Annotated in this window: 12 protein-coding genes; 10 read left to right on the top strand and 2 right to left on the bottom strand. The window is 66.8% G+C overall.

Going from position 1 to position 20,268, the window contains the following annotated elements; genetic code table 11:
- Both G4D85_RS37955 and G4D85_RS37950 read right to left on the bottom strand, forming a co-directional pair.
- Positions 1–6,200: non-ribosomal peptide synthetase (locus G4D85_RS37955; RefSeq protein WP_240359738.1), on the bottom strand; the 6,200-nt coding region annotated here is incomplete at its 3' end.
- A gap of 138 nt (positions 6,201–6,338) precedes the next feature.
- Positions 6,339–8,384, bottom strand: a complete 2,046-nt coding sequence (locus G4D85_RS37950; protein ID WP_164018995.1) for a hydrolase — start codon at positions 8,382–8,384, stop codon at positions 6,339–6,341.
- A gap of 169 nt (positions 8,385–8,553) precedes the next feature.
- On the opposite strand from G4D85_RS37950, the gene G4D85_RS37945 reads away from it, so the two are divergent.
- The 10 genes from G4D85_RS37945 to G4D85_RS37900 all read left to right on the top strand — a co-directional run bounded on the left by G4D85_RS37945 (position 8,554) and on the right by G4D85_RS37900 (position 20,257).
- Positions 8,554–10,170, top strand: a complete 1,617-nt coding sequence (locus G4D85_RS37945) for an AMP-binding protein (RefSeq protein WP_240359737.1) — start codon at positions 8,554–8,556, stop codon at positions 10,168–10,170.
- Positions 10,151–10,426, top strand: a complete 276-nt coding sequence (locus G4D85_RS37940) for a phosphopantetheine-binding protein (RefSeq protein WP_164018994.1) — start codon at positions 10,151–10,153, stop codon at positions 10,424–10,426. The genes G4D85_RS37945 and G4D85_RS37940 overlap by 20 nt, the downstream gene beginning before the upstream one ends.
- Positions 10,413–11,399, top strand: a complete 987-nt coding sequence (locus G4D85_RS37935; protein ID WP_240359736.1) for an amidohydrolase family protein — start codon at positions 10,413–10,415, stop codon at positions 11,397–11,399. The genes G4D85_RS37940 and G4D85_RS37935 overlap by 14 nt, the downstream gene beginning before the upstream one ends.
- Before the next feature lie 206 nt (positions 11,400–11,605).
- Positions 11,606–12,139, top strand: coding sequence for a hypothetical protein (locus tag G4D85_RS37930; RefSeq protein ID WP_164018992.1), 534 nt, complete (start codon positions 11,606–11,608; stop codon positions 12,137–12,139).
- Positions 12,140–12,151: 12 nt separating this feature from the next.
- Positions 12,152–13,168, top strand: coding sequence for a hypothetical protein (locus G4D85_RS37925; RefSeq protein ID WP_205525881.1), 1,017 nt, complete (start codon positions 12,152–12,154; stop codon positions 13,166–13,168).
- Position 13,169: 1 nt separating this feature from the next.
- Positions 13,170–14,483 carry a Dyp-type peroxidase gene (locus G4D85_RS37920; RefSeq protein WP_164018991.1) on the top strand — a complete coding sequence of 438 codons (1,314 nt, stop codon included), beginning with the start codon at positions 13,170–13,172 and terminating at the stop codon, positions 14,481–14,483.
- The gene (locus G4D85_RS37915) at positions 14,480–15,907 is read left to right on the top strand and encodes a dihydrolipoyl dehydrogenase family protein (protein WP_164018990.1); all 1,428 of its coding nucleotides are present in this window, start codon (positions 14,480–14,482) and stop codon (positions 15,905–15,907) included. Before G4D85_RS37920 ends, G4D85_RS37915 begins: the two co-directional genes overlap by 4 nt.
- Positions 15,908–16,146: 239 nt before the next feature.
- A complete protein-coding gene (locus G4D85_RS37910) occupies positions 16,147–18,315 on the top strand; it encodes a GAF domain-containing protein (RefSeq protein WP_164018989.1) in 2,169 nt (722 codons plus the stop codon).
- Positions 18,312–18,731, top strand: a complete 420-nt coding sequence (locus G4D85_RS37905; RefSeq protein WP_275900348.1) for a response regulator — start codon at positions 18,312–18,314, stop codon at positions 18,729–18,731. The genes G4D85_RS37910 and G4D85_RS37905 overlap by 4 nt, the downstream gene beginning before the upstream one ends.
- On the top strand, positions 18,728–20,257 hold the full coding sequence (locus tag G4D85_RS37900) for a sensor histidine kinase (RefSeq protein WP_164018988.1): 1,530 nt from the start codon (positions 18,728–18,730) through the stop codon (positions 20,255–20,257). Before G4D85_RS37905 ends, G4D85_RS37900 begins: the two co-directional genes overlap by 4 nt.
- Positions 20,258–20,268 lie beyond the last annotated feature (11 nt).

The raw sequence follows: 20,268 nt of genomic DNA, 5'->3' as shown, positions 1-20,268 counted from the left end.
GAGGGGGGCAGGCGGGAGCGCAGGACGAGGGTGTTGGCGAAGAAGCCGATGAGGCCCTCGAGAGCGGGGAGGTTGCGGTTGGCAATGGGGAAGCCGACGCAGACGTCGTCCTGGGAGGAGTAGCGAGCCAGGAGCAGCTGGAAGGCGGCGATGAGCGCCATGAAGGGGGTGACGCCCTGGCGCAGGCAGAGGGAGTGAAGGGAGTCGGAGAGGGAGGGAGGAAGGAGGACGGGGACTGCGGCGCCGCGCGAGGTTTGTACGGGGGGCCTGGTGAAGTCGGTGGGGAGCTGGAGGCAGAGGGGAGCGCCGTGGAGGTGGCTGCGCCACCAGTCCAGCTGAGACTGGAGAGCGTGGCCCTGGAGGGAGGAGCGCTGCCAGGAGGCGAAGTCGGCGTACTGAAGGGGCAGGGCAGGAAGGGCGGAGGGCTGGCCGTAGCGCTCGGCCTGGTAGAGGGCCGCCAGCTCGCGGACGAGGACGCCCATGGACCAGCCATCGGAGATGATGTGGTGCATGGCGAGGAGGAGGACGAAGAGGTGCTCGTCCAGGCGAAGCAGGGAGGCGCGAAGCAGGGGGCCGTGGGAGAGGGAGAAGGGGCGAAGGGCGTGCTCGGAGGAGAGGCCGCGCAGGTGGGCGTCGCGCTGGGAGGGGTGGAGCGTGCGCAGGTCGACCTGGAGGAGCAGGAAGGAGCTGGAGGGGGCGATGAGCTGGGTGGGCCCATGAGGGCCCGTGCGGAAGGTGGTGCGCAGGGTTTCATGGCGCGCCACGAGGAGCTGGAAGCTGCGCTCCAGTGCGGAGACGTCCAGGGCACCCTCGATGCGAACGGCGGCCGGGAGGTTGTAGCGGGGGCTGTCGGGCTCCAACTGGTCCAGGACCCACAGGCGCTGCTGGGCGAAGGACAGGGGCAGCGGGCTGGAGCGAGGCAGCGAAGGTAGGAGTGGGGGAGCCTGGAGGCTTTGCTGCGAGCCCAGGGCGGACTCAATCGTGCGGGCAAGGGACTCGAGGGTGGGGAACTCGAAGAGCGCGCGCAGGGGCAACTCGATACGGAGGGTGTCGCGGATCCGCGAGAGGACCTGGGCCGCCAACAAGGAGTGGCCGCCGAGCTCGAAGAAGTTGTCCTGAGCGCCGACCTTGTCCACCTTGAGCAGCTCGCGCCACGTCTCGGCCAGGGTCTTCTCCAGCGGGGTGCTGGGAGGAATGAAGTCCCGCCGTTCTGGGGGCAGGACCTCAAGGCGGGGGAGGGCCTTGCGGTCGAGCTTGCCATTGGGCGTGAGCGGCAGGGCGTCGAGCAGGACGAAGGCCGAGGGAATCATGTAGTCAGGGAGCTTTTCCCTGAGGAGGCGTCGCAGCTCCGTCGCGGTGAAGGCGCGCTCCCTGGCGGCGACGACGTAGGCGACGAGGCGCTTGTCTCCAGGGACTTCTTCGTGGGCGAGCACCGCGGCCTGCTGCACTCCGGGTTGGGACAGGAGGACGGACTCGATCTCTCCCAGCTCGATGCGGAAGCCACGGAGCTTGACCTGGTGGTCGATGCGGCCGAGGTACTCCAGGTTCCCATCCGGCAGCAGGCGGGCGAGGTCGCCAGTCCTATAGAGGCGGCTCCCGGGTTGGGGGCTGAAGGGATTCGGGAGGAATCGCTCGGCGGTGAGCTCTGGGCGGTTGAGATAGCCGCGAGCGAGGCCCGAGCCGGAGAGATGAAGCTCGCCAGGAACACCGCGGGGAACGGGGTTGAGGTTTCGATCCAGCAGATAGGCCCGGGTGCCGGAGATGGGGCGACCGATGGTGGGCTCCGCTGAGGAGTCCCGCGGGACGAGGGTGAAGGTGGAGTAGGTGGTGTCCTCGGTGGGCCCGTAGAGGTTGAAGACGTGTTCGACGGAAGGCAGGGCGTACAGGGCCCGAACGAGGGAGCCAGGGAGCGGCTCGCCCGCGAGATTGATTGTGTGGGCGGAGGAGGGGAGGGCGTTGGTACGGGCCAACTCCGCGATGGCGGAGGGGACCGTATTGACGAGTGTCACCTCATGGGCGGCCGGGAGGAAGGGCAGCGCGAGGGCGTTGTCGGCGAGCAGGACGGTGCCGCCGGAGCTCAGCGGGGCGAAGAGCTCGAATACCGAGAGGTCGAAGCAGATAGAGGTGGAGGCGAGGACGCCAGACAACTGCTGGGCCGAGAAGCAGTCGAGAGCCCACTGAATGAAGACGACGGCACTGTGATGCTCGATGGCGACCCCTTTGGGTCTGCCCGTGGAGCCAGAGGTGTACAGGACGTAGGCGAGGTTCGACGGGAGGATGGAAGCGCGAGGGTTGTCTGCCGACTCTCGGGAGATGATGTCCCAGTCGGAGTCGATGCAGACGATCTCGGCGCCGGAGCCTGGCAGGAGCTGACGGAGGGCGTCCTGGGTGACGAGGATGGGGGCGGCGGCATCCTGAAGACAGTGGGCGAGTCTCTCGGTGGGGTAGGCCGGGTCGAGAGGGACGTAGGGGGCACCTGCCTTCAGGATTCCGAGGAGGCCTATCACCAGGTCGGCGGAGCGTTGGAGGCAGAGCCCGACGGGAACGTCCGGTCTGGCGCCGCGGGCGCGCAGATGATGCGCGAGCTGGTTGGCGCGCTGGTTGAGCTCCCGGTAGCTGAGCCGGTTGGAGCCGGCAACGAGGGCGGTAGCGTCCGGGCCGCGGGCCACCTGGGTCTCGAAGAGGTGGTGGAGGCAGTGGGCGCTGGAGAGCGGAGGCGTGCCGCTCAACTCATCCAGCAACTGGTGCCGCTCTTGTGGCGTGAGGAACGACACGTCCGAGATGCGCTGCTCAGGGTGGGCCAGGAGACCTTCCAGCAACACGAGGAAGTGCGTGGCCATTCGAGAGACGGTGGCTGCCGTGAAGAGGTCCGTGTTGTAGTGGAACGAGCCAGCGAAGCCCGTGGCGGTCTCTTCAAGCGACAGCATCAGATCGAAGAGGCAGGTCTGGCTTTCCAACTCGAGCCGGCGCAGCTGCAGGTGGTCCCCGTCCAGCTCGGGAATGGGCGTGCTCTGAAGAGAGAACATGGCCTGGAAGAGAGGGGAGCGGCTCAGGTCTCGCTGCGGGTTGATGTGCTCGACGAGCTTGTCGAAGGGGACGTCCTGGTGTGCATAGGCGCCGAGGGCGGCGGTGCGCACGTGGGCGAGCAGCTGGAGGAAGGAGGAGGAGGGGGGCAGGCGGGAGCGCAGGACGAGGGTGTTGGCGAAGAAGCCGATGAGGCCCTCGAGAGCGGGGAGGTTGCGGTTGGCAATGGGGAAGCCGACGCAGACGTCGTCCTGGGAGGAGTAGCGAGCCAGGAGCAGCTGGAAGGCGGCGATGAGCGCCATGAAGGGGGTGACGCCCTGGCGCAGGCAGAGGGAGTGAAGGGAGTCGGAGAGGGAGGGAGGAAGGAGGACGGGGACTGCGGCGCCGCGCGAGGTTTGTACGGGGGGCCTGGTGAAGTCGGTGGGGAGCTGGAGGCAGAGGGGAGCGCCGTGGAGGTGGCTGCGCCACCAGTCCAGCTGAGACTGGAGAGCGTGGCCCTGGAGGGAGGAGCGCTGCCAGGAGGCGAAGTCGGCGTACTGAAGGGGCAGGGCAGGAAGGGCGGAGGGCTGGCCGTAGCGCTCGGCCTGGTAGAGGGCCGCCAGCTCGCGGACGAGGACGCCCATGGACCAGCCATCGGAGATGATGTGGTGCATGGCGAGGAGGAGGACGAAGAGGTGCTCGTCCAGGCGAAGCAGGGAGGCGCGAAGCAGGGGGCCGTGGGAGAGGGAGAAGGGGCGAAGGGCGTGCTCGGAGGAGAGGCCGCGCAGGTGGGCGTCGCGCTGGGAGGGGTGGAGCGTGCGCAGGTCGACCTGGAGGAGCAGGAAGGAGCTGGAGGGGGCGATGAGCTGGGTGGGCCCATGAGGGCCCGCGTGGAAGGTGGTGCGCAGGGTTTCATGGCGCGCCACGAGGAGCTGGAAGCCGCGCTCCAGTGCGGAGACGTCCAGGGCGCCCTCGATGCGAACGGCGGCCGGGAGGTTGTAGCGGGGGCTGTCGGGCTCCAGTTGGTCCAGGAACCACAGGCGCTGCTGGGCGAAGGACAGGGGCAGCGGGCCGTTCCGCGGCAGCTGGAGCACCAGGGGCGCGCGTTGTTCGTCCGCCGAGGTGCGCCGAGAGAAGAACTGGCGCGCCAGTTGAGCGAGGCTGGCGCCCTGCAGCAGCTGCTCCATGGCAATGGGGAGCCCAAGTCCCTTCTCGAACGTGTGTGCCAGCTCCACCGCGGCCAGCGAGTCCAGGCCGTAGCGCGTGAGGGGCAGGGTCGGATCCAACGAGGAGACGGGAACGCGTAGCTGCTCGGCGGCGTGAGTCACCAGCCAGGACTGGAGGTCTTCTTCCGTTCCCAGCTCGGCGGGCGCCACCGTCAATCGGGGGGCCGGTGCCGGAGCGGGCGCCGGCCGAGCCTTCTCCTGGCGCTCGCTCGCCTCCCACCGAAAGACCATCCGCAGCTCGCCCGACAGGAAGGCTTCCCGGCATGCTCTGCGTTGGATCTTGCCACTGGAGGTCTTGGGGATGCTGCCCGGCTCCAGCAACGCCAGGGCGTGGAGCTGGACCTCGTGCACCTCGGCCAACCGCTGACGGAGGGCTGCCGCCGCCGCTTCACAGCAGTCAAGCTGCGCGCGCAGGTCTCCAGTCTTGCGCACGTCTATCTCCTGGACGAGCACCAGCCGCTCCTCTCCCTCCAACTCGAGGGAGAACGCTGCCCCGCAGCCAGGCCTCAATGCAGGGTGGCTTTGTTCCGCCGTCAGCTCCACATCCTGGGGGTAGTGGTTGCGCCCGCGGATGATGATGAGGTCCTTCAGGCGACCGGTGACGAAGAGCTCCCCGTCCTTCAAGAACCCCAGGTCTCCTGTGCGGAGGTAGACGTGCTCGCCTCCGTCCGCGAGCCGCGCTCGGAAGCTCCGCTCGGTCTCCTCGGGCTTTTGCCAGTAGCCCTGCGCGATGCTCGGTCCGCGGACCCAGACCTCACCCACCTTGCCTGGAGGGCAGCGCGTTCGTGACTCCGGCTCCACGACGAGGAGCTCCTGGTCCGGCAGTGTCCTGCCACACCCCACCAGCATCCGCGTGTCGGGCTGTCCGGTGGACACCTCCACGGCCTGACCCTGCTCCAGTGCCGATGGGCTCAACGCGCACAGGACGGGCGGTGTGGACACCTCTCCGCCGGAGACGAGGAGGGTCGCCTCGGCCAGCCCGTAGCAGGGGTAGAAGGCCTTCCGACGGAAGCCGCAGGGGCCAAACACGCGGGTGAAACGCTCTAGCGTCTCCGGGCGCACTGGCTCGGCTCCGGAAAACGCCACCTCCCAATGGCTCAGGTCGAGGCGTTGGCGCTGCTCCTCGGTCACCTTGCGGACGCAGAGGTCGAAAGCGAAGTTCGGGCCACCACTGACCGTGGCTTTGAAGCGGGAAATGGCGTCCAACCACCGGTAGGGATTCTTGAGAAAACCCAGAGGTGACATGAGGACGGTTCTCATGCCTGTGTAGACGGGCTCCAGGATGCCGCCGATGAGCCCCATGTCGTGGTACGGGGGCAGCCAGATGACGGCAGAACTGTCGGCGCGGATCTGAAAGGTGTGGGCAATCTGCCCCAGGTTGTGCAACAGGTTGTCATGCGTGAGCATCACGCCCTTGGGCGCTCCCGTGGACCCGGAGGTGTATTGGAGGAAGGCGAGGGTGTCCCGTGAGAGCGCCGGCCAGCGCCAGGAGTCCGCGGCACTCTCCGGCAGCTCGTCGGTGGCTATCCATTGAAGATGCCTGAGGTCCGGCTCCTGCTCGAAGAGAGACTCTCCCAGCGAGAGGATGAACGAGGTGGTGAGGACCACCTTGGCCTGCGCGTCCTGGATCATGGCTCGCAGCCGGGGGAGCGTGCGGTTCAGTCGCAGGGGATCCGGCGGATAGGCGGGCACCGCGACCAGACCGGCGTAAAGGCAGCCAAAGAACCCCGCAAGGTACTCGAACCCGGGCGGATACAACAGCAGCGCGCGCTCTCCGGGCGCGGAGAGTGCCTGAAGTGAAGTCCCTATCACCCGTGCGCGCTGGCGCAGTCCGCCGTAGGACAGGCTTTGTTCCTCACCCTCCGTCTCCTCCAGGAACGTAAAGAGCCGTTGCTCCGGGGTTCTGGAGGCCTTCTCTTCGAGGAGCTCGACCAGGGTGCGGGGCTGCCGGTTGTCGGGCATGTGAGACATGAGGGTGTCTGTCCTGGTTGAAGGATGCTGATTCCCTGCGATGCAATTCCGTTGAAAAGCGTGGCTCAATGGACGCAGACCGTCCATACGAGGGGGCCCCATACATGTTTGTATGTAGAGGAGTATCCTGGCGGAACTTCACCCCTGAGGGGGGCATGCCGCGGACTGGACTCGACTGAGCTCCGGACTCTCGGGGCGGAAGGTCCGCGGTGATTCGAAGAACCGCTCGACGAGCTCGATGAGCAGCTCGGCGTTCTCGTAGAGGCAGTAGTGGGTTGCGCCTCGGAGCTCCGCGAAGTGTGCGGCCGGAAACCGCTCCGACACCACCCTGGACACCTCGGATGAGACGACCTGATCCAGCTCTCCTCCGAGTAGCAGGGTGGGGGTCGTCACGCCTTTGAGCATTGGGGAGACGTCATGTGACGCGTAGTCGACCACCTGGAAGCTGTAGTTGCAGATGCTCTGGACCTGAGCGAAGGGCTCGGCGACGGCCGCCCTGAGCTCGCGGCTGGGGAGCGCCAGCACGTCCACGGGGCTGGCCTGCAAGGAGCCGGAGGTGGTGGGCGGGTCGCGCGTCACCATCGAGACCATGGCGGTCTTTACCAGGGCCGCCTGCTCCTTCCGCTGGTTCACCAGCTGGCACATCTGCCGGAGCGTGCGTTGGAACGTCGTCTCGAGATGCTCCAGTCCCTTCATGGGGGCGTAGGCGCCGGTGACCAGTACCATCGCGGATGCGATAGGTCTGCGGTTCAGCAGCTCGATTCCAATCTTGGCCCCACTGCACCATGCGACGATGCGGCACTGCTGGACATCTTCTTGCTTCAGGATGAGCTCGAGCTCGGCGCTCTGGGCTCCAACCGTGGGGCAGTGCGATGGAGGACCATAGGTGCCTCGGGGGCTCCAGTAGATGACGCGATGGCTCTTCAGGAAGTGCGCGATGAACCAGCTCCAGACGGAGAGGTTCTGTCCCATGGCATTGATACAGATCAGCACCGGCCCGCTCCCCGCGACCTGGTATTCAATGGGGGCCCCGTCGTCAGCGGAGAGCGTGCGCCGAACCAGTGATTCGAGCGCTCGTGTCACCTCATGGCGTGCTTCCTGCCTCGACGCCAGCCACTGCTGATGGAAGGCTTCGAGCAGTGGGTCCCCGTCTGGCCTCTCCCAGTCGGGAAGAGAAGGGCCGCCAGCTACTGCGCCCAGGCAAGCGCGAGTACTGTCGAAGCGCCGGGGCTGGGTCAGGTAGCAATCGAAAGCAGCGATGCGCGCCTGCAGCAGGGTGTCGATGGGGTTCTGCTCCGCGCGGGCTCTCACCCACTTGAGCGTCAGTCCGGTGGCGCCCCTGAGGTGCTGGCCTAGGGGTTCCAGCGAGGAGGGCTCGGGAGTCACGAGGTGAAAGTAGCCAGTCTCGCGCGTCGAGGCGCGCGCTACCTGGAACATCCACTCCAAGGCTTGTTCCACCCGAATGACGTTCGGGCCGGCGCCTGGGGTGAGTGCCAGGCGGAGGGGATGTTGCTCGAGGTAGGCGGGCGACTTGGAGTCGATGAGCTCTTTGAAGCGAAGGAGGGCCGCGAGGAAGCCCTGGAGTGCTCCCGGGGAGGAGGGGGCGAGAGGAAGGGGAACGCCGAGGAGCATCGCTGGGCGGAAGATGCGCCAGGGAACGTCTGCTTCCTGGGCGCAGGTTACCAACTCCCACTCCGCGGCACGCTCGGCAGCCTCTCCCGGGGTGTTCACGGAGTACCCCTCGTCGAAGGGCTCTTCGCGAATCAGACCCTGTCTGCTTCCGGCCACGTAGGCGGTGCTGACGTGATTGACGACGCCAACTTGATGACCTCGAAACAAGGAGCGCAGCCGCGCCAGGCCGCCTGTCTGGGGCTCATGGCGTGGAGCCAGGGTCAACGCCTGGGTGGGGCCAAGGCTCCAGACCTCGTCTATCCGCTCGTTCTTCCGGGGTGAGTCCTCGAGGAGGCGTAGCCGAGGGGCGAAGGTCTCGGGCAGAAGGGTGCCGGAGCCGAAGGTAGAGGCAGCCCAGTTGGACCGTATTCGTTGCTCGAGCCAGGCCACCGATGCGTCTGGCGCCTCGGCGGCCTGGCAGAGCAGGGAGTCCTGGCTGGTCGCGAGGACATATGCCGCCAGTAGGCCGCCGAGCGGCTTGTCGACGCCAGTTACCAGAATCGTTCTTGGCACGTGTCACCTCACGGTGCTTGTAGCGATATGGGTTTTGATTTGTCAATTTACCGTGGGGCTCGGGTTTTCATGTATCGGGTGAACCTGTATTGAAAGCCCGCGAGTGGTGACGTATTCGTGCGTTGAAGCAAAGGGCTTCGAAATCCGCGGGAAGCGAGGAGCAGCACATTTGGCTGAGCTCACGGAACTGGTGGCCCGCTTGGATGCCCACCCGGCTGCTCGGGTCACGATTCGCGACCAGCAGCGATGGGTGAGCCGGTCCTTTGTGCAGTTGCGGCAAGACGTGCGTCAAAAGGTGGATGAGCTACGTCGCCGCGGCCTTGGGTCGTTCATGCGCGTAGGTGTGCTCGCGTGCAATTGCTACCAATGGATCGTGCTCGACCTTGCGCTGGTGTCGCTCCGCTGTGAGAGCGTCGCAGTCACGAGCGCCCAGTTGGAGGGAGAGCTCGAGAAGTTCGCGGCGGAGCAGGAACTCGTCGCGTTGTTGCTCGTAGGAGGGGGAACGCCCACTTCCAGATTTACCCACCTGGGCTGGGTCGCGGATGGGGATTCACCCGACCCGATTCGCCTGAGGGCTGGGAGTCCGCGGGAGCGTGACCCGGAGTGGGCCATCCCTTTTCGGGTTTTTTCGTCGGGCAGCTCTGGGACTCCCCGATGTATCTCCGTGCCACGCTCGGGAATCGAGCGTTCGATCGACGAACTGAGGGACACCTATGCGTTCGACGCTTCGGACACCCTGCTGCTGTTCCTGCCGGTCGCCAACCTTCAGCAGCGCTTCCTGGTGTACGCGGCAATCTGGTACGGCATCTCGTTCGTCCTCATCGAGCCGATACACCTCCTGCCCGCGCTGAAGGAGACCGGGCCCACGGTGCTGCTCGCGCCACCGTTGTTCTTCGAGGCGATCGCCCGCAGGGTGACGAGCTCCCCGCTGCTCCGGTGGGTGATTCGCACGGCGGCTCGCGCTCGAGTCAGCAAGAAGGGGCTGGGCCTGTTGGGCAGCGTGGTGCTTTCACCGCTCCGGCGGAAGGTCCTCTCGGAGCTGGGAGGACGGATACGGTTGATGATTACGGGGATGGCGCCTGTCGGGCGTGCGACCCTGGACGTGTATGCCGCCCTCGAACTGCCGCTGTTCGAGGCTTATGGCATGACGGAATGCGGAATCATCGCCTGCAACACCCCTCGCGCGGCCCGCCCCGGCAGCGTCGGGCGCCCCGCGGCTGGCGTTCGAGTGGAGCTGCTGCCGGACGGGGAAATCGTCGTCCAGCGGCAGGTCCCACTCACCGCGGGCTACGTCGGCGTCGAGCCCAGGGTCAACGAGGAGACGTATCTGGGCGAGGGCAGGGTCGCGACGGGCGATCTGGGCCGATTCGACGACGAGGGCTTTCTCCATCTCATGGGCCGCAAGAAGAATGTGATTGTGCTTGGAGATGGCCGGAAGATCCATCCGGAGTCCATCGAGCGCGAGCTCATCGGCGTCCCTTTGATTCACCAGGCAGCGCTCCTTCCCGAGGGGCATTTCGGGATCGCCTGTGTCGTCCACGCGGCGAGCCAGGACCCTCGCTTCGAGAAGGCCGCACGTCGTGAACTGGAGCGGGTCGTCCTGGAGCAGACGGGACAGGGCCTTACGCACGTCGTGTTCAGCAGGGAGCCGTTCACTTCGCAGAATGGCCTCCTGACCCAGAACCTCAAGCTCAACCGCCCGGCGCTCCGGAGGTTGTTGGACTCGCAGGGGCCCATCCCTGCCCGGAAGTGGGAGGACTCCAAGGATGTCAGTGTCCGTCGATGATGAAGACCTGCTGGCCGTCATCAAGGAAGCCCTGCCTCCGGGCAGGGCTCGTCACCTTCGTCCCGAGGCGACACTCCGCCAGGTAGGAATTGATTCCTTGTGCCTGGTGCTCATCGTGGGCCGCTTCCTCGAGCGCTACCCCGTGCCAGTGGAACCGCTGCAGCATCAGCTCGGCTCGGTCCGGACCATCGGTGAGCTCCTGGACCTCGGCCGGGGGGCCCGTGCAACGTGGATGCAGGGGAATGGCCATGGGTGAGCCGAGCCAGGTACGGGCCGGGGTGATTGATGCACATTGTCATGCAGCCTCACGGCGGTTCATCCCGCGCTCGTTCGTGGACGGCGGCATTCGCAACATCATCGCCATGCACGAAGCCCTGGGCGTGCCGACCCACCGCGAGCGCCTCGTGGACAGAGCGCTCGAGAGCATGGAGGATCATGACTGCGACGAGCTCGTGCGGCAGATGGATGAAGCAGGAATCGACTGGACGGTCCTCCTGCTCCCGGACTTCACGTATTGCCTGCGGGATTGCGAGCTGACCATCGCGGAGATGTTCGAGCTGCATCGCGGCATCCTCGAGCGACACGCGGGGCGCTTCCAGGTCATGGCGGGCGTAGATCCGCGATGGGGCAGGGATGCGCTGACCCTGTTCGAGCGAGGGTTGAGGGAGTACGGATTCCGCGGCCTCAAGCTCTATCCTCCGTGCGGTTACCGGGCCGACGACCCTTCTCTCCATCCCTTCTATGAGCTTTGCGCGGAGTGGAACGTCCCGGTTCTCCTGCACATGGGGCCGACTTCATCCAAGCTGAGCTTCGAGTACGCACGTCCCGGGTTCGTGGATGAGCCCGCGCGCCTGTTCCCGAACGTCAACTTCATCCTCGCCCACGCAGCGACCGCTTATGTTGATGAGTGCGCCATGCTCTGCGCCTTCCGGCCCAACGTCTACGCTGACGTGAGTGGGTTCCAGGAGGTGTCGCGCAATCCGGGAGGGCAGGGCTTGACCCACCTGCTCAGGTTCGGCCCCGCCCACAAGCTGCTCTTCGGAACGGACTGGCCCGTCTTTCGGGAGGATGGTCGTCAGGCCGAGCACCTCGAGCTCTTCCTGGGCGTTGCGCGCGAGGTGCTGGCGGGGCCTCAATTGAAGCTCGTCATGAGGGAGAACGCGGCCCGGTTGTTGCTGCCTCGCGGGGCCTCGCGGCCGGCCTCCCGGTACGGTGTCAAGACCGGCTGACGGACGGCACCAACGTGTGGAAGCGAGCCGTCACCTGCAACGCCGAGCCGAGCGGAGTGGCCGAGCGCTCCTTCGGTACCCTGGTCCTGCGGCCTGGCGTGATGAGACGACGGGATTGCGTGTGCTCGTCCGCTCGAAGGCGACCGCACTTGCAGGTTCTGGGACCCACCACGAACTTGAGGTGCACGCGAAAAGGGAGCCGAGCGATGGAGATCAAACCTCAGGCCATAGCCATACCCAGGTCGACGGATCACCTCGAAAGGGGGAAGTACGGTCCGATCTACCCGAAGACCCCCGCCTGTTACGGCTTCACGATTGTCGCCCACGTCAAGCCGGGGCGCGCGGAGGTGATGCGCGGCTACGGCCAGCGGCTGGCCGACGCGCTCAAGGCCGACCCCGCCTTCCTCGCGCCGCTCAAGCTCCACTACCTCCGCTGGGTGCTCTTCGATGACGACACCCGGTTCATGTATCAGGGCATCTTCGACACCGATTTCGACAAATACACCGAGGACGCGGTCGTTCTCTTCACGAAGTCCGGAATCAACACGGCCTTCGAGAGCCTCGAGGGTTTTCCAATGGACTGGAAGACCAACACGCCTGCGTTCATCAAGTTCATCCGAGACCACCAGTGCAACAGCTTTCTCGAGTACGGCGAATACCCATACTTCACGGGCGATGAGATCAAGAAGGCTCTGAAAATCAAGGCCGCGCTCGCCGAGATGCTCGAGCAGATGCAGTAGGGGGGGCCTGTCATGAGCAAAACTCCCGGGCGGACGTACAACCAGAACCACACGCCGAGGAAATACTCGAAGGGGCATCGGCGAGTCAGCGTCTACACGTCCTGGAGCTACCCCGGAGAGGCCAATCGAAATCCAACCGAAATGGACAATCGGTTCTCGACGATGACCGAGGTTCGCCGGGTGCTCTGGCCCGACTACGAGTCCCCTCAGTGGGCGGACCCGCTGAGGTTCCAGCAGGGAATCTCGGGCTCACTGGAGCTCTTCTTCTGGGCATGGGTGAAGTTCCAGCAGGTGATCGAGGAGGTCACCGGGCATGGGGTCCCCATGTTTCAGCGGGTCGACCAGGCGGGCTTCACCCTGTCGCTCGACGAAAGGGTCCTCGGCGATGCGGACACGCTGCTCGTCTTCGGGCTGGACCACAACGTCACCGAGCAGGTGGCCGCCCCGGAGGAGATTGAAGCGGTCCGCGCGTTCCTCGGGCGCGAAGGCACCTGTCTGGTGATTGGCCCACACCACGACGTCGGGCACTCGCCGGACCTGAAGGAGCGCGCCCTGGAATATGCCCACCATGGCGACGCGCTGGTGCCCCGGCAGCAACGCTTCGGCGGCTATACGCGCTCGTTGATGAAGGGACTGGGAATCCCTGTCGAGAATCGCTGGGGGCTCCGCCCTGCCGTCGTCGAAGGAACGAACCGGAGCGTCCCATTGACGGTGATGGCAGACCTGGATACGCGCGGCTGGCTCACCGGGGTCCAGAACTTCAACTTCCACCAGCACCTGCCGCACTATGCGGTCACGACGGAGGACTCCCGTTCGGTTCGCGTCCTGGCGAAGCAGCCAATCGACCGGACCCGGCCACACCCATTCACGAACGCGGGAAACACCGAGTTCAATGCGCTGGTGTGGGTGCCGCCGGGCGACGGCAGGGCCGGCGACGTGCTGGTGGCCGACTCCACCATCTTCAGCACCTTGTTCGGGGCGGACGAGAGCCTCGTGCGCTTCTGGAAGAACCTGGCCACGGCCCATTGAGATGCTCGAACTGGACGACATCCAGAGTGGAGTGCTGCGGCCCCGGCCTTCTCCGTACGTCGCGACCTACATCCTCCTCCGCATCGACGACCGGAGCGCGGGACGGGAGCTGATGGGGCGGCTCGTCTCGGTGGTGGCTGCGGCCGCCCATCCGAGCAGCCCGAACGCCGATTGCTGGGTCAGCGTCGCGCTCACGTATCACGGGCTCGAGGCGCTGGGCGTACCACGGGACTCCCTGGACAGCTTCGCGTGGGAGTTCCGGCAGGGGATGGTCGCCCGGGCGAAGGCGCTGGGAGACGGTGGCGAGAGCAGCCCCGAACACTGGGAAGCGCCGCTGGGAACGAGCGACGTCCACGTCGTGCTGACGGCCCTTGCGCCGGACCCGGCTCGACTCGGAGCCGCCCTGGAGCGCGCGCACAAGGCCCTGCGGGAGCTTGGCGGCATCGAGGCCATCTGGCGTCAGGACTGCCACGCACTGAGCACCGGCAAGGAGCCGTTCGGGTTCAGGGACGGCATCAGCCATCCGGCTATCGAGGGTAGCGGCATTCCAGGAAGCAATCCCCGCGAGGAGCCGTTGAGGGCAGGCGAATTCGTCCTCGGCTACACCGACGAGACGGGCAGCTTGCCCCCGATGCCCCAGCCTGACGTCCTGGGGCGCAATGGAACGTACGTCGCCTTCCGCAAGCTTCATCAGCGCGTGGCCGCGTTCAGGCAGTACCTGAAGAACACCTCGAGCAGCCCGGAGGACGAGGAGTGCCTGGCGGCGAAGATGATGGGGAGGTGGCGGAGCGGCGCGCCGCTGGCGCTGTGCCCCCACCACGACGCTCCCGACCTGGGCGCCGATCCGTCGCGCAACAATGACTTCCTCTATTCGGATGACCCGACCGGGTACAAGACGCCTCCCGCGTCGCACGTCCGGCGAGCGAATCCCCGTGACGCGGCCGTCGCCGGCGTGGTCAGGCTCCATCGGATGATCCGGCGCGGAACCGCCTACGGGCCTGAGCTGCCCGAGGGAGTCCTCGAGGACGACGGCGCCGACCGGGGGTTGATGTTTGCCTTCATCGGCGCGCACCTCGGACGGCAGTTCGAGTTCGTGCAGGCGGAGTGGATCAACGGCGGTGATTTTCTCGGGTTGGGCGATGCGAAGGACTCCATCGCCGGCGCGAACGACGGAACCGGCGTGTTCTCATTCCCGAGGCGGCCCATCCCCAGGCGTCTGCAAGGCCTTCCTCGTTTCGTGGTCACGCGCGGAGGCGAGTATTGCTTCATGCCCGGGTTGCGAGCGCTGCGGTGGCTGGCGGAGCTACGGACATGAATGACTCGGCGAGCATGGATGTCGTGGTCATCGGTGCCGGACCCGCGGGGCTGCTCGCGGCGCTCCGTGCCGGCGACCTGGGCGCCCGGACCGCCCTCGTCACTCGCGACGAGTTCGGCGGCATGGCGGCCCACGATGGACCGGTTCCGGTGAGGACGCTGGCGCAGGCGGCACGGTTGCTCCGCGATGCTCGGCAGCTGGGACGCTATGGCATAGCGGTGACCGAGCCAGTGCTGGACTACTCGCGACTTCTCACGCGCGTGCGCGAGGTGACTGGCGACGTTCGCGCTCGAGCGGCCCTGCGCGAGCAGATCGCCGCGGCGGGTGTCTCCGTGCACGAGCACGCCGGCTCGGCGCGCTTCGTGGACTCGCACACCGTCGAGACCCAGCGCGGGCTGCGGTTTCGAGCGGAGAAGTTCATCCTCTGCTCCGGCGGCGTGAGCCGGCGCCTCCCGATTCCGGGATTCGAGCTCACGGCGACCCACAGCGATGCGTGGAGCCTGACCAGCGTTCCACCGACGATGGTGGTCGTCGGCGGTGGCGCGACGGGAGCACAGGTCGCGTCGGTCTTCACTGCGTTCGGCACGCGGGTGCAGCTCTTCCAGGCGGACGCGCGCATTGTGCCGACCGAGGACGAAGACGTGTCCGCCGCCGTCGCGGAGTCCTTTCGTCAGGCCGGCATGGTGGTGCGCGAGGACTTCGGCACGATTGAACGCTTCGAGAGGACGCCGGGGGGTGTGCGGATGGTCTTCTCCAGGGATGGCGTGCGAGACAGCGCCGAGGCTGCGCTCGTCGTCGTCGCAGTGGGCTGGATGGCAGACACCTCCGCGCTCAACCTCTCGGCCGCGGGCGTCGAGACCGACTCGCGAGGTTTCGTGCGCGTCGACGCGCAGCTGCGAACCTCCGCGCCGCACATCTTCGCCGCCGGAGACGTGACTGGGCGCCTGATGCTGGTCCCCCAGGCGTTGCATGACGGGTTCGTCGCGGGCTCCAACGCGGCGAGAGCTCCGATGATTTCCGTCACGGACGAGGTGTGCCCGATTGGCAGCTTCACCGACCCCGAGTACGCGCAAGCGGGCCTGACCGAAGCGAAGGCGCGTCAAGCGCATGACATCGTCGTGGCGGTGGTGCGCTTCGACTCGACGACGCGCACCATCATCGATGGTCGGACGACGGGGTTCTGCAAGCTCATCGTCGACCGCTCCACGCGGAGGATCCTCGGTTGCCACGTGGTGGGTGAGCGGGCGGTCGACCTGGTCCAGACGGCGGCGATTGCCATCGCGGCGGGGATGCGAGTGGATGAACTGGCTCGCGTTCCGCTCTCGTTTCCCACGTATACCGGGGTCCTGGGGCGTGCGGCGGCCATCGCTGCCCGCCAGCTCCAGGTCGACGTGGACCGAGCTCGCCTCGCGGAGCTTCTCTGACGTGGAGGAGCGCGTCCGAGCGCCCTCGCTGACAGGCGAGGCCCCTGCACGGGGGCCGTTCGGCCGGAGGTCCCGCTCGGGCTGGACGCGCTTCAACCCGGTGTTCGTGCCACGCTGTTGCCTGGTCACCACTGCGAAGGAGGTCTGTCCTCTTCGAGACGCGCACCATCCCCTGGGTCTGAGCCCTTCGTGAAATCGGGAGCTTCTCCGGCGACAGTGGGCCGGAGGTGGTCCCACGGATGAATCGAACGGTAGACGCGGAGCGTGCGCGCGTGCACCTGCACAGCCTCTTCATGCAGGCGCCCGCACCCATCATCGTGCTGAGTGGGCCCGAGCACCACGTCGAACTCGTCAACGCTCCGTATCAGCGGCTCGTGAGCCGTGAGGTGCGGGTTGGCAGGCCCCTGCGCGAGACGTTTCCGGAGCTCGAGTCCCAGGGCATCTTCGCCATCCTCGACCAGGTGTACACCTCGGGGACTCCCTTCGAAGGCAAGGAGCTGTCGGTGCGCCTGCGCGCGAGCGAGGAGGCCCAGGAGCAGGAGCGCTTCTTCAACTTCGTCTACCAGCCGATGCGCGGCACGAACGGCAACGTCGAAGGCATCATGACGGTCGCCTACGACGTGACGGAGCAGGTTCGCGCAAGGCAGCAGGAGACCCGGGCGGCGGCGTTCCTGCGGCAGCGTCAGAACGAGCTCGCGCTGAGCGCCGAGCTGGGAGTCGCCTTCGCGGGCGCGCTGTCCATCCGCGAGGTGCTGCATCGGTGCGCGGAAGCCATGGTGCGTCACCTCGACGCCGCGTTCGCGCGCATCTGGACGCTCGACGAAGGCAGCGACGTCCTCGAGCTTCAGGCGAGCGCGGGCCAGTACACGCACCTCGACGGCCCGCACGCCCGCATCCCCGTCGGCAGGTTCAAGATTGGCCTCATCGCGCGGGAAGCCAGGCCCCACCACACCAACGACGTGCTGAACGATGAGCGCATTGGGAATCGCGAGTGGGCGAAGCGTGAGGGCATGGTCTCCTTCGCCGGCTACCCGCTCATCGTCGACAGCAAGGTGATTGGGGTGATGGCGATGTTCTCCCGGGTGCCCTTGAAGGAGGGCACGCTCTCCGCGCTCGCTTCGATTGCCGACTCCGTCGCGGTCGGCGTCCAGCGCAAGCGGGCGGAGGCGAGGGCGCGCGAAGAGAGCGAGACGCTCGACCTCCTGAACAAGGTCGGGCAGTCCATCGCGGCGGAGCTCGACACCGACAAGCTCGTGCAGGCCATCACCGACTCGGCGACGCGGCTGACGGGCGCGCAGTTCGGCGCGTTCTTCTACAACGTCGTCGACGACCGGGGTGAGTCGTACACGCTGTACACCATCTCCGGCGTGCCGCGAGAAGCCTTCTCGAAGTTCCCGATGCCTCGGAACACGAAGGTCTTCGCCCCCACCTTCGCGGGCGAGGGCGTCGTTCGGGTCGCCAACATCCGGAAGGACTCGCGTTACGGGCAGAACGCGCCGTACCACGGGATGCCGGGCGGGCACCTGCCGGTGGTCAGCTACCTCGCGGTGCCGGTCGTCTCGCGCGACGGCCGTGTGCTGGGGGGCCTCTTCTTCGGCCATGGCAAGGAAGGCGTCTTCACCGAGCGCGCCGAGCGTCTCGCGGTGGGGGTCGCCGCACAGGCCGCCATCGCCATGGACAACGCGCGCCTGTTCCGTGAGGCGCAGCGGCTCATCCGGGCGCTCGAGCAGAGCAACCAGGACCTGGACCAGTTCGCCTACGTCACCTCTCACGACTTGAAGGCGCCGCTGCGCGGAATCGCGAACTTGTCGCAGTGGCTCGAGGAGGACCTCGGCGCCGCGCTGGGCGCGGACTCGAAGAAGCACCTCGAGCTGATGCGGCGGCGAGTCCACCGGATGGAGGCCCTCATCGACGGCATCCTCCAGTACTCGCGCGCGGGCCGCGTCCGTGGGAAGCCGGAGTTGATGGACGTCGGCAAGGTGCTGCACGAGCTCATCGAGCTCGTCGCTCCGAGGCCTCCGGCGGTGCTGGAGGTTGAGGGCGAGCTCCCGGCGCTCTACTCGGAGCGCGTGCCGTTCCAGCAGGTGTTGATGAACCTCATCACCAACGCGCTCAAGCACGCGCGCCGCGAGGATGCCCGGGTGGTGGTGAGCGCGGCGGAGGACGGCGAGCTCTGCCGTTTCACCGTCACGGACAACGGCCCCGGCATCGCGCCCGAGTTCCACGAGCGCATCTGGGGAATCTTCCAGACGCTGGAGGCTCGCGACAAGGTCGAGGGCACCGGCATCGGTCTCGCGGTGGTGAAGAAGGTCGTGGAGTCGCGGGGTGGACGGGCGTGGGTCGAATCCTCCCCTGGAGCCGGAGCGAAGTTCCACTTCACGTGGCCCAGGAAGGAAGGAACGGCGTGACAGAAGACAGGACGATGCACATCCTCCTCGTGGAGGATGACGAGGTGGACGTGATGAACGTCCGCCGCGCCTTCGACCGGAACAAAATCACCAACCCCATCTATGTCGCGGAGAACGGTCTCGAAGGGCTGCGGATGCTGCGGGATGGCACAGTCCCTCGCGGCCGCCGGCTCGTCCTGCTGGACCTCAACATGCCGAAGATGAACGGCATCGAATTCCTGCGCGCGGTTCGGCAGGACCCCGAGCTCATCGGGCTCTCGGTCGTGGTGCTCACCACGTCGAACGAGGAGCGCGACAAGGTCGACGCGTACAAGCTGAACGTCGCGGGCTACCTGCTCAAGCCCGTCACCTTCGTCAACTTCGTCGAGCTCACCTCCGCGCTCAACAAGTACTGGACCCTCGTGGAGATGCCTTGACGCCGGACGCATTCGCGGAAGCCTCGTCCACGGCGGCTTCCGGGGAACGGCGTTCCCTCGAGCCGCTGCGTGCGCTCATCGTCGACGACGACGAGTTTGACCGGATGACGGTGAAGCGGATGATGCTCTCCGCTGGGTTCGCGGTGAAGGCCGAGGAGTGCGAGAGCGCGGCTGCCGCGCTGCGGCTGCTGGAGACGGAGCCCTTCGACCTCGTCCTGTTGGACTTCAACCTCAACCTGCCCACCTATGACGGGCTGTACGTGGTGCGCCAGTCGCGGTCCAGGGGGGTCCGCGTGCCCGTGGTGGTCCTCACCGGGCAGGACAACGCCGAGGTCGCCGTCGAGCTGATGAAGGCGGGTGCCTCCGACTACCTCGCGAAGTCCTCGCTCTCTCCGGCCCGACTGGGCCATGCGCTGCGCTCGGTGCTCCGCATCCATCGGCTCGAGGAAGAGGCCCGCGCCGCGCACGAGGCGCTGCGCGCGAGCGAAGAGCTCAACCACAGCGTCCTCGCCGCGAGCGCTGACTGCATCAAGATTCTCGACGTGTCAGGCCGCCTGCTCTCGCTGAGCCAGGCGGGCCAGTGCATGCTCGAAATCGAGGACCTGGCCGCGGTGGTCGGCACCGACTGGCTCGACTTCTGGAAGGACGCGGATCGCACCGCCGCCGCGGCAGCCCTCGAGCGGGCGCGAGCCGGAGAGCCGGGCCGCTTCGTCGGTCACTGCCCGTCGATGAAGGGGAAGTCTCTCTGGTGGGACGTGGTGCTCACGCCGATTCGCGGCGCGGACGGCCGGCCGGAGAAGATTCTCTGTGTCTCGCGAGATGTGACGGAGCTCAAGCGGCGCGAGAGCTTCGAGCAGCAGCTCGTCGGCATCGTCAGCCACGACCTGCGCAATCCGCTGAACGCCATCCTCGTCAGCGCCGATGTGTTGCTTCGCAACGGAGGTCTCGACGAGCGCACGACGAAGTCGATGAACCGGATTCGCTCCGCCGGGCAGCGTGCGGCGAGGATGATTCGTGACCTCCTCGACTTCACCCGGGCGCGGCTCGGAGGCGGCATCCCGATTGCGCGGGCGCCAGCGGACCTCGCCAGCGTCTGCGGGCACGTCATCGAGGAGGTGGCGCTCGCCTGGCCGGACCGAAAGGTCGTCAGCACGCTGCCAGCGCGCCTCGAGGCCTGCGTGGACGCGGACCGCATCTCACAGGTGCTGACGAACCTGTTGGCCAACGCGCTCCAGTACAGCCCGGCCGGTACCGACGTCACGGCGGCGCTGAGCGAAGTCGGCGGCTCGGCGGTGCTGGACATCCACAACCAGGGGGCGCCGATTCCAGCGGACTTCCTGCCGAAGCTCTTCGAGCCGCTCCAGCGCGCCGCCGCGACGTACGACCGCGCGAGCCGAAGCATCGGGCTCGGGCTCTACATCGTGAAGCAGCTCGTGCGAGCGCACTCCGGGAGCATCGAAGTCATATCGACCGCGGAGGCGGGGACGACGTTCACGGTCCGGCTTCCGCTCACCGGAATGGCGTAGGCCTCCACCGG

This window comes from Pyxidicoccus trucidator, from assembly GCF_010894435.1.
Classification (GTDB): Bacteria; Myxococcota; Myxococcia; order Myxococcales; family Myxococcaceae; genus Myxococcus; species Myxococcus trucidator.
Note: the sequence above shows the minus strand (reverse complement) of the source record. Positions and strands in the feature narration are given on the sequence as shown.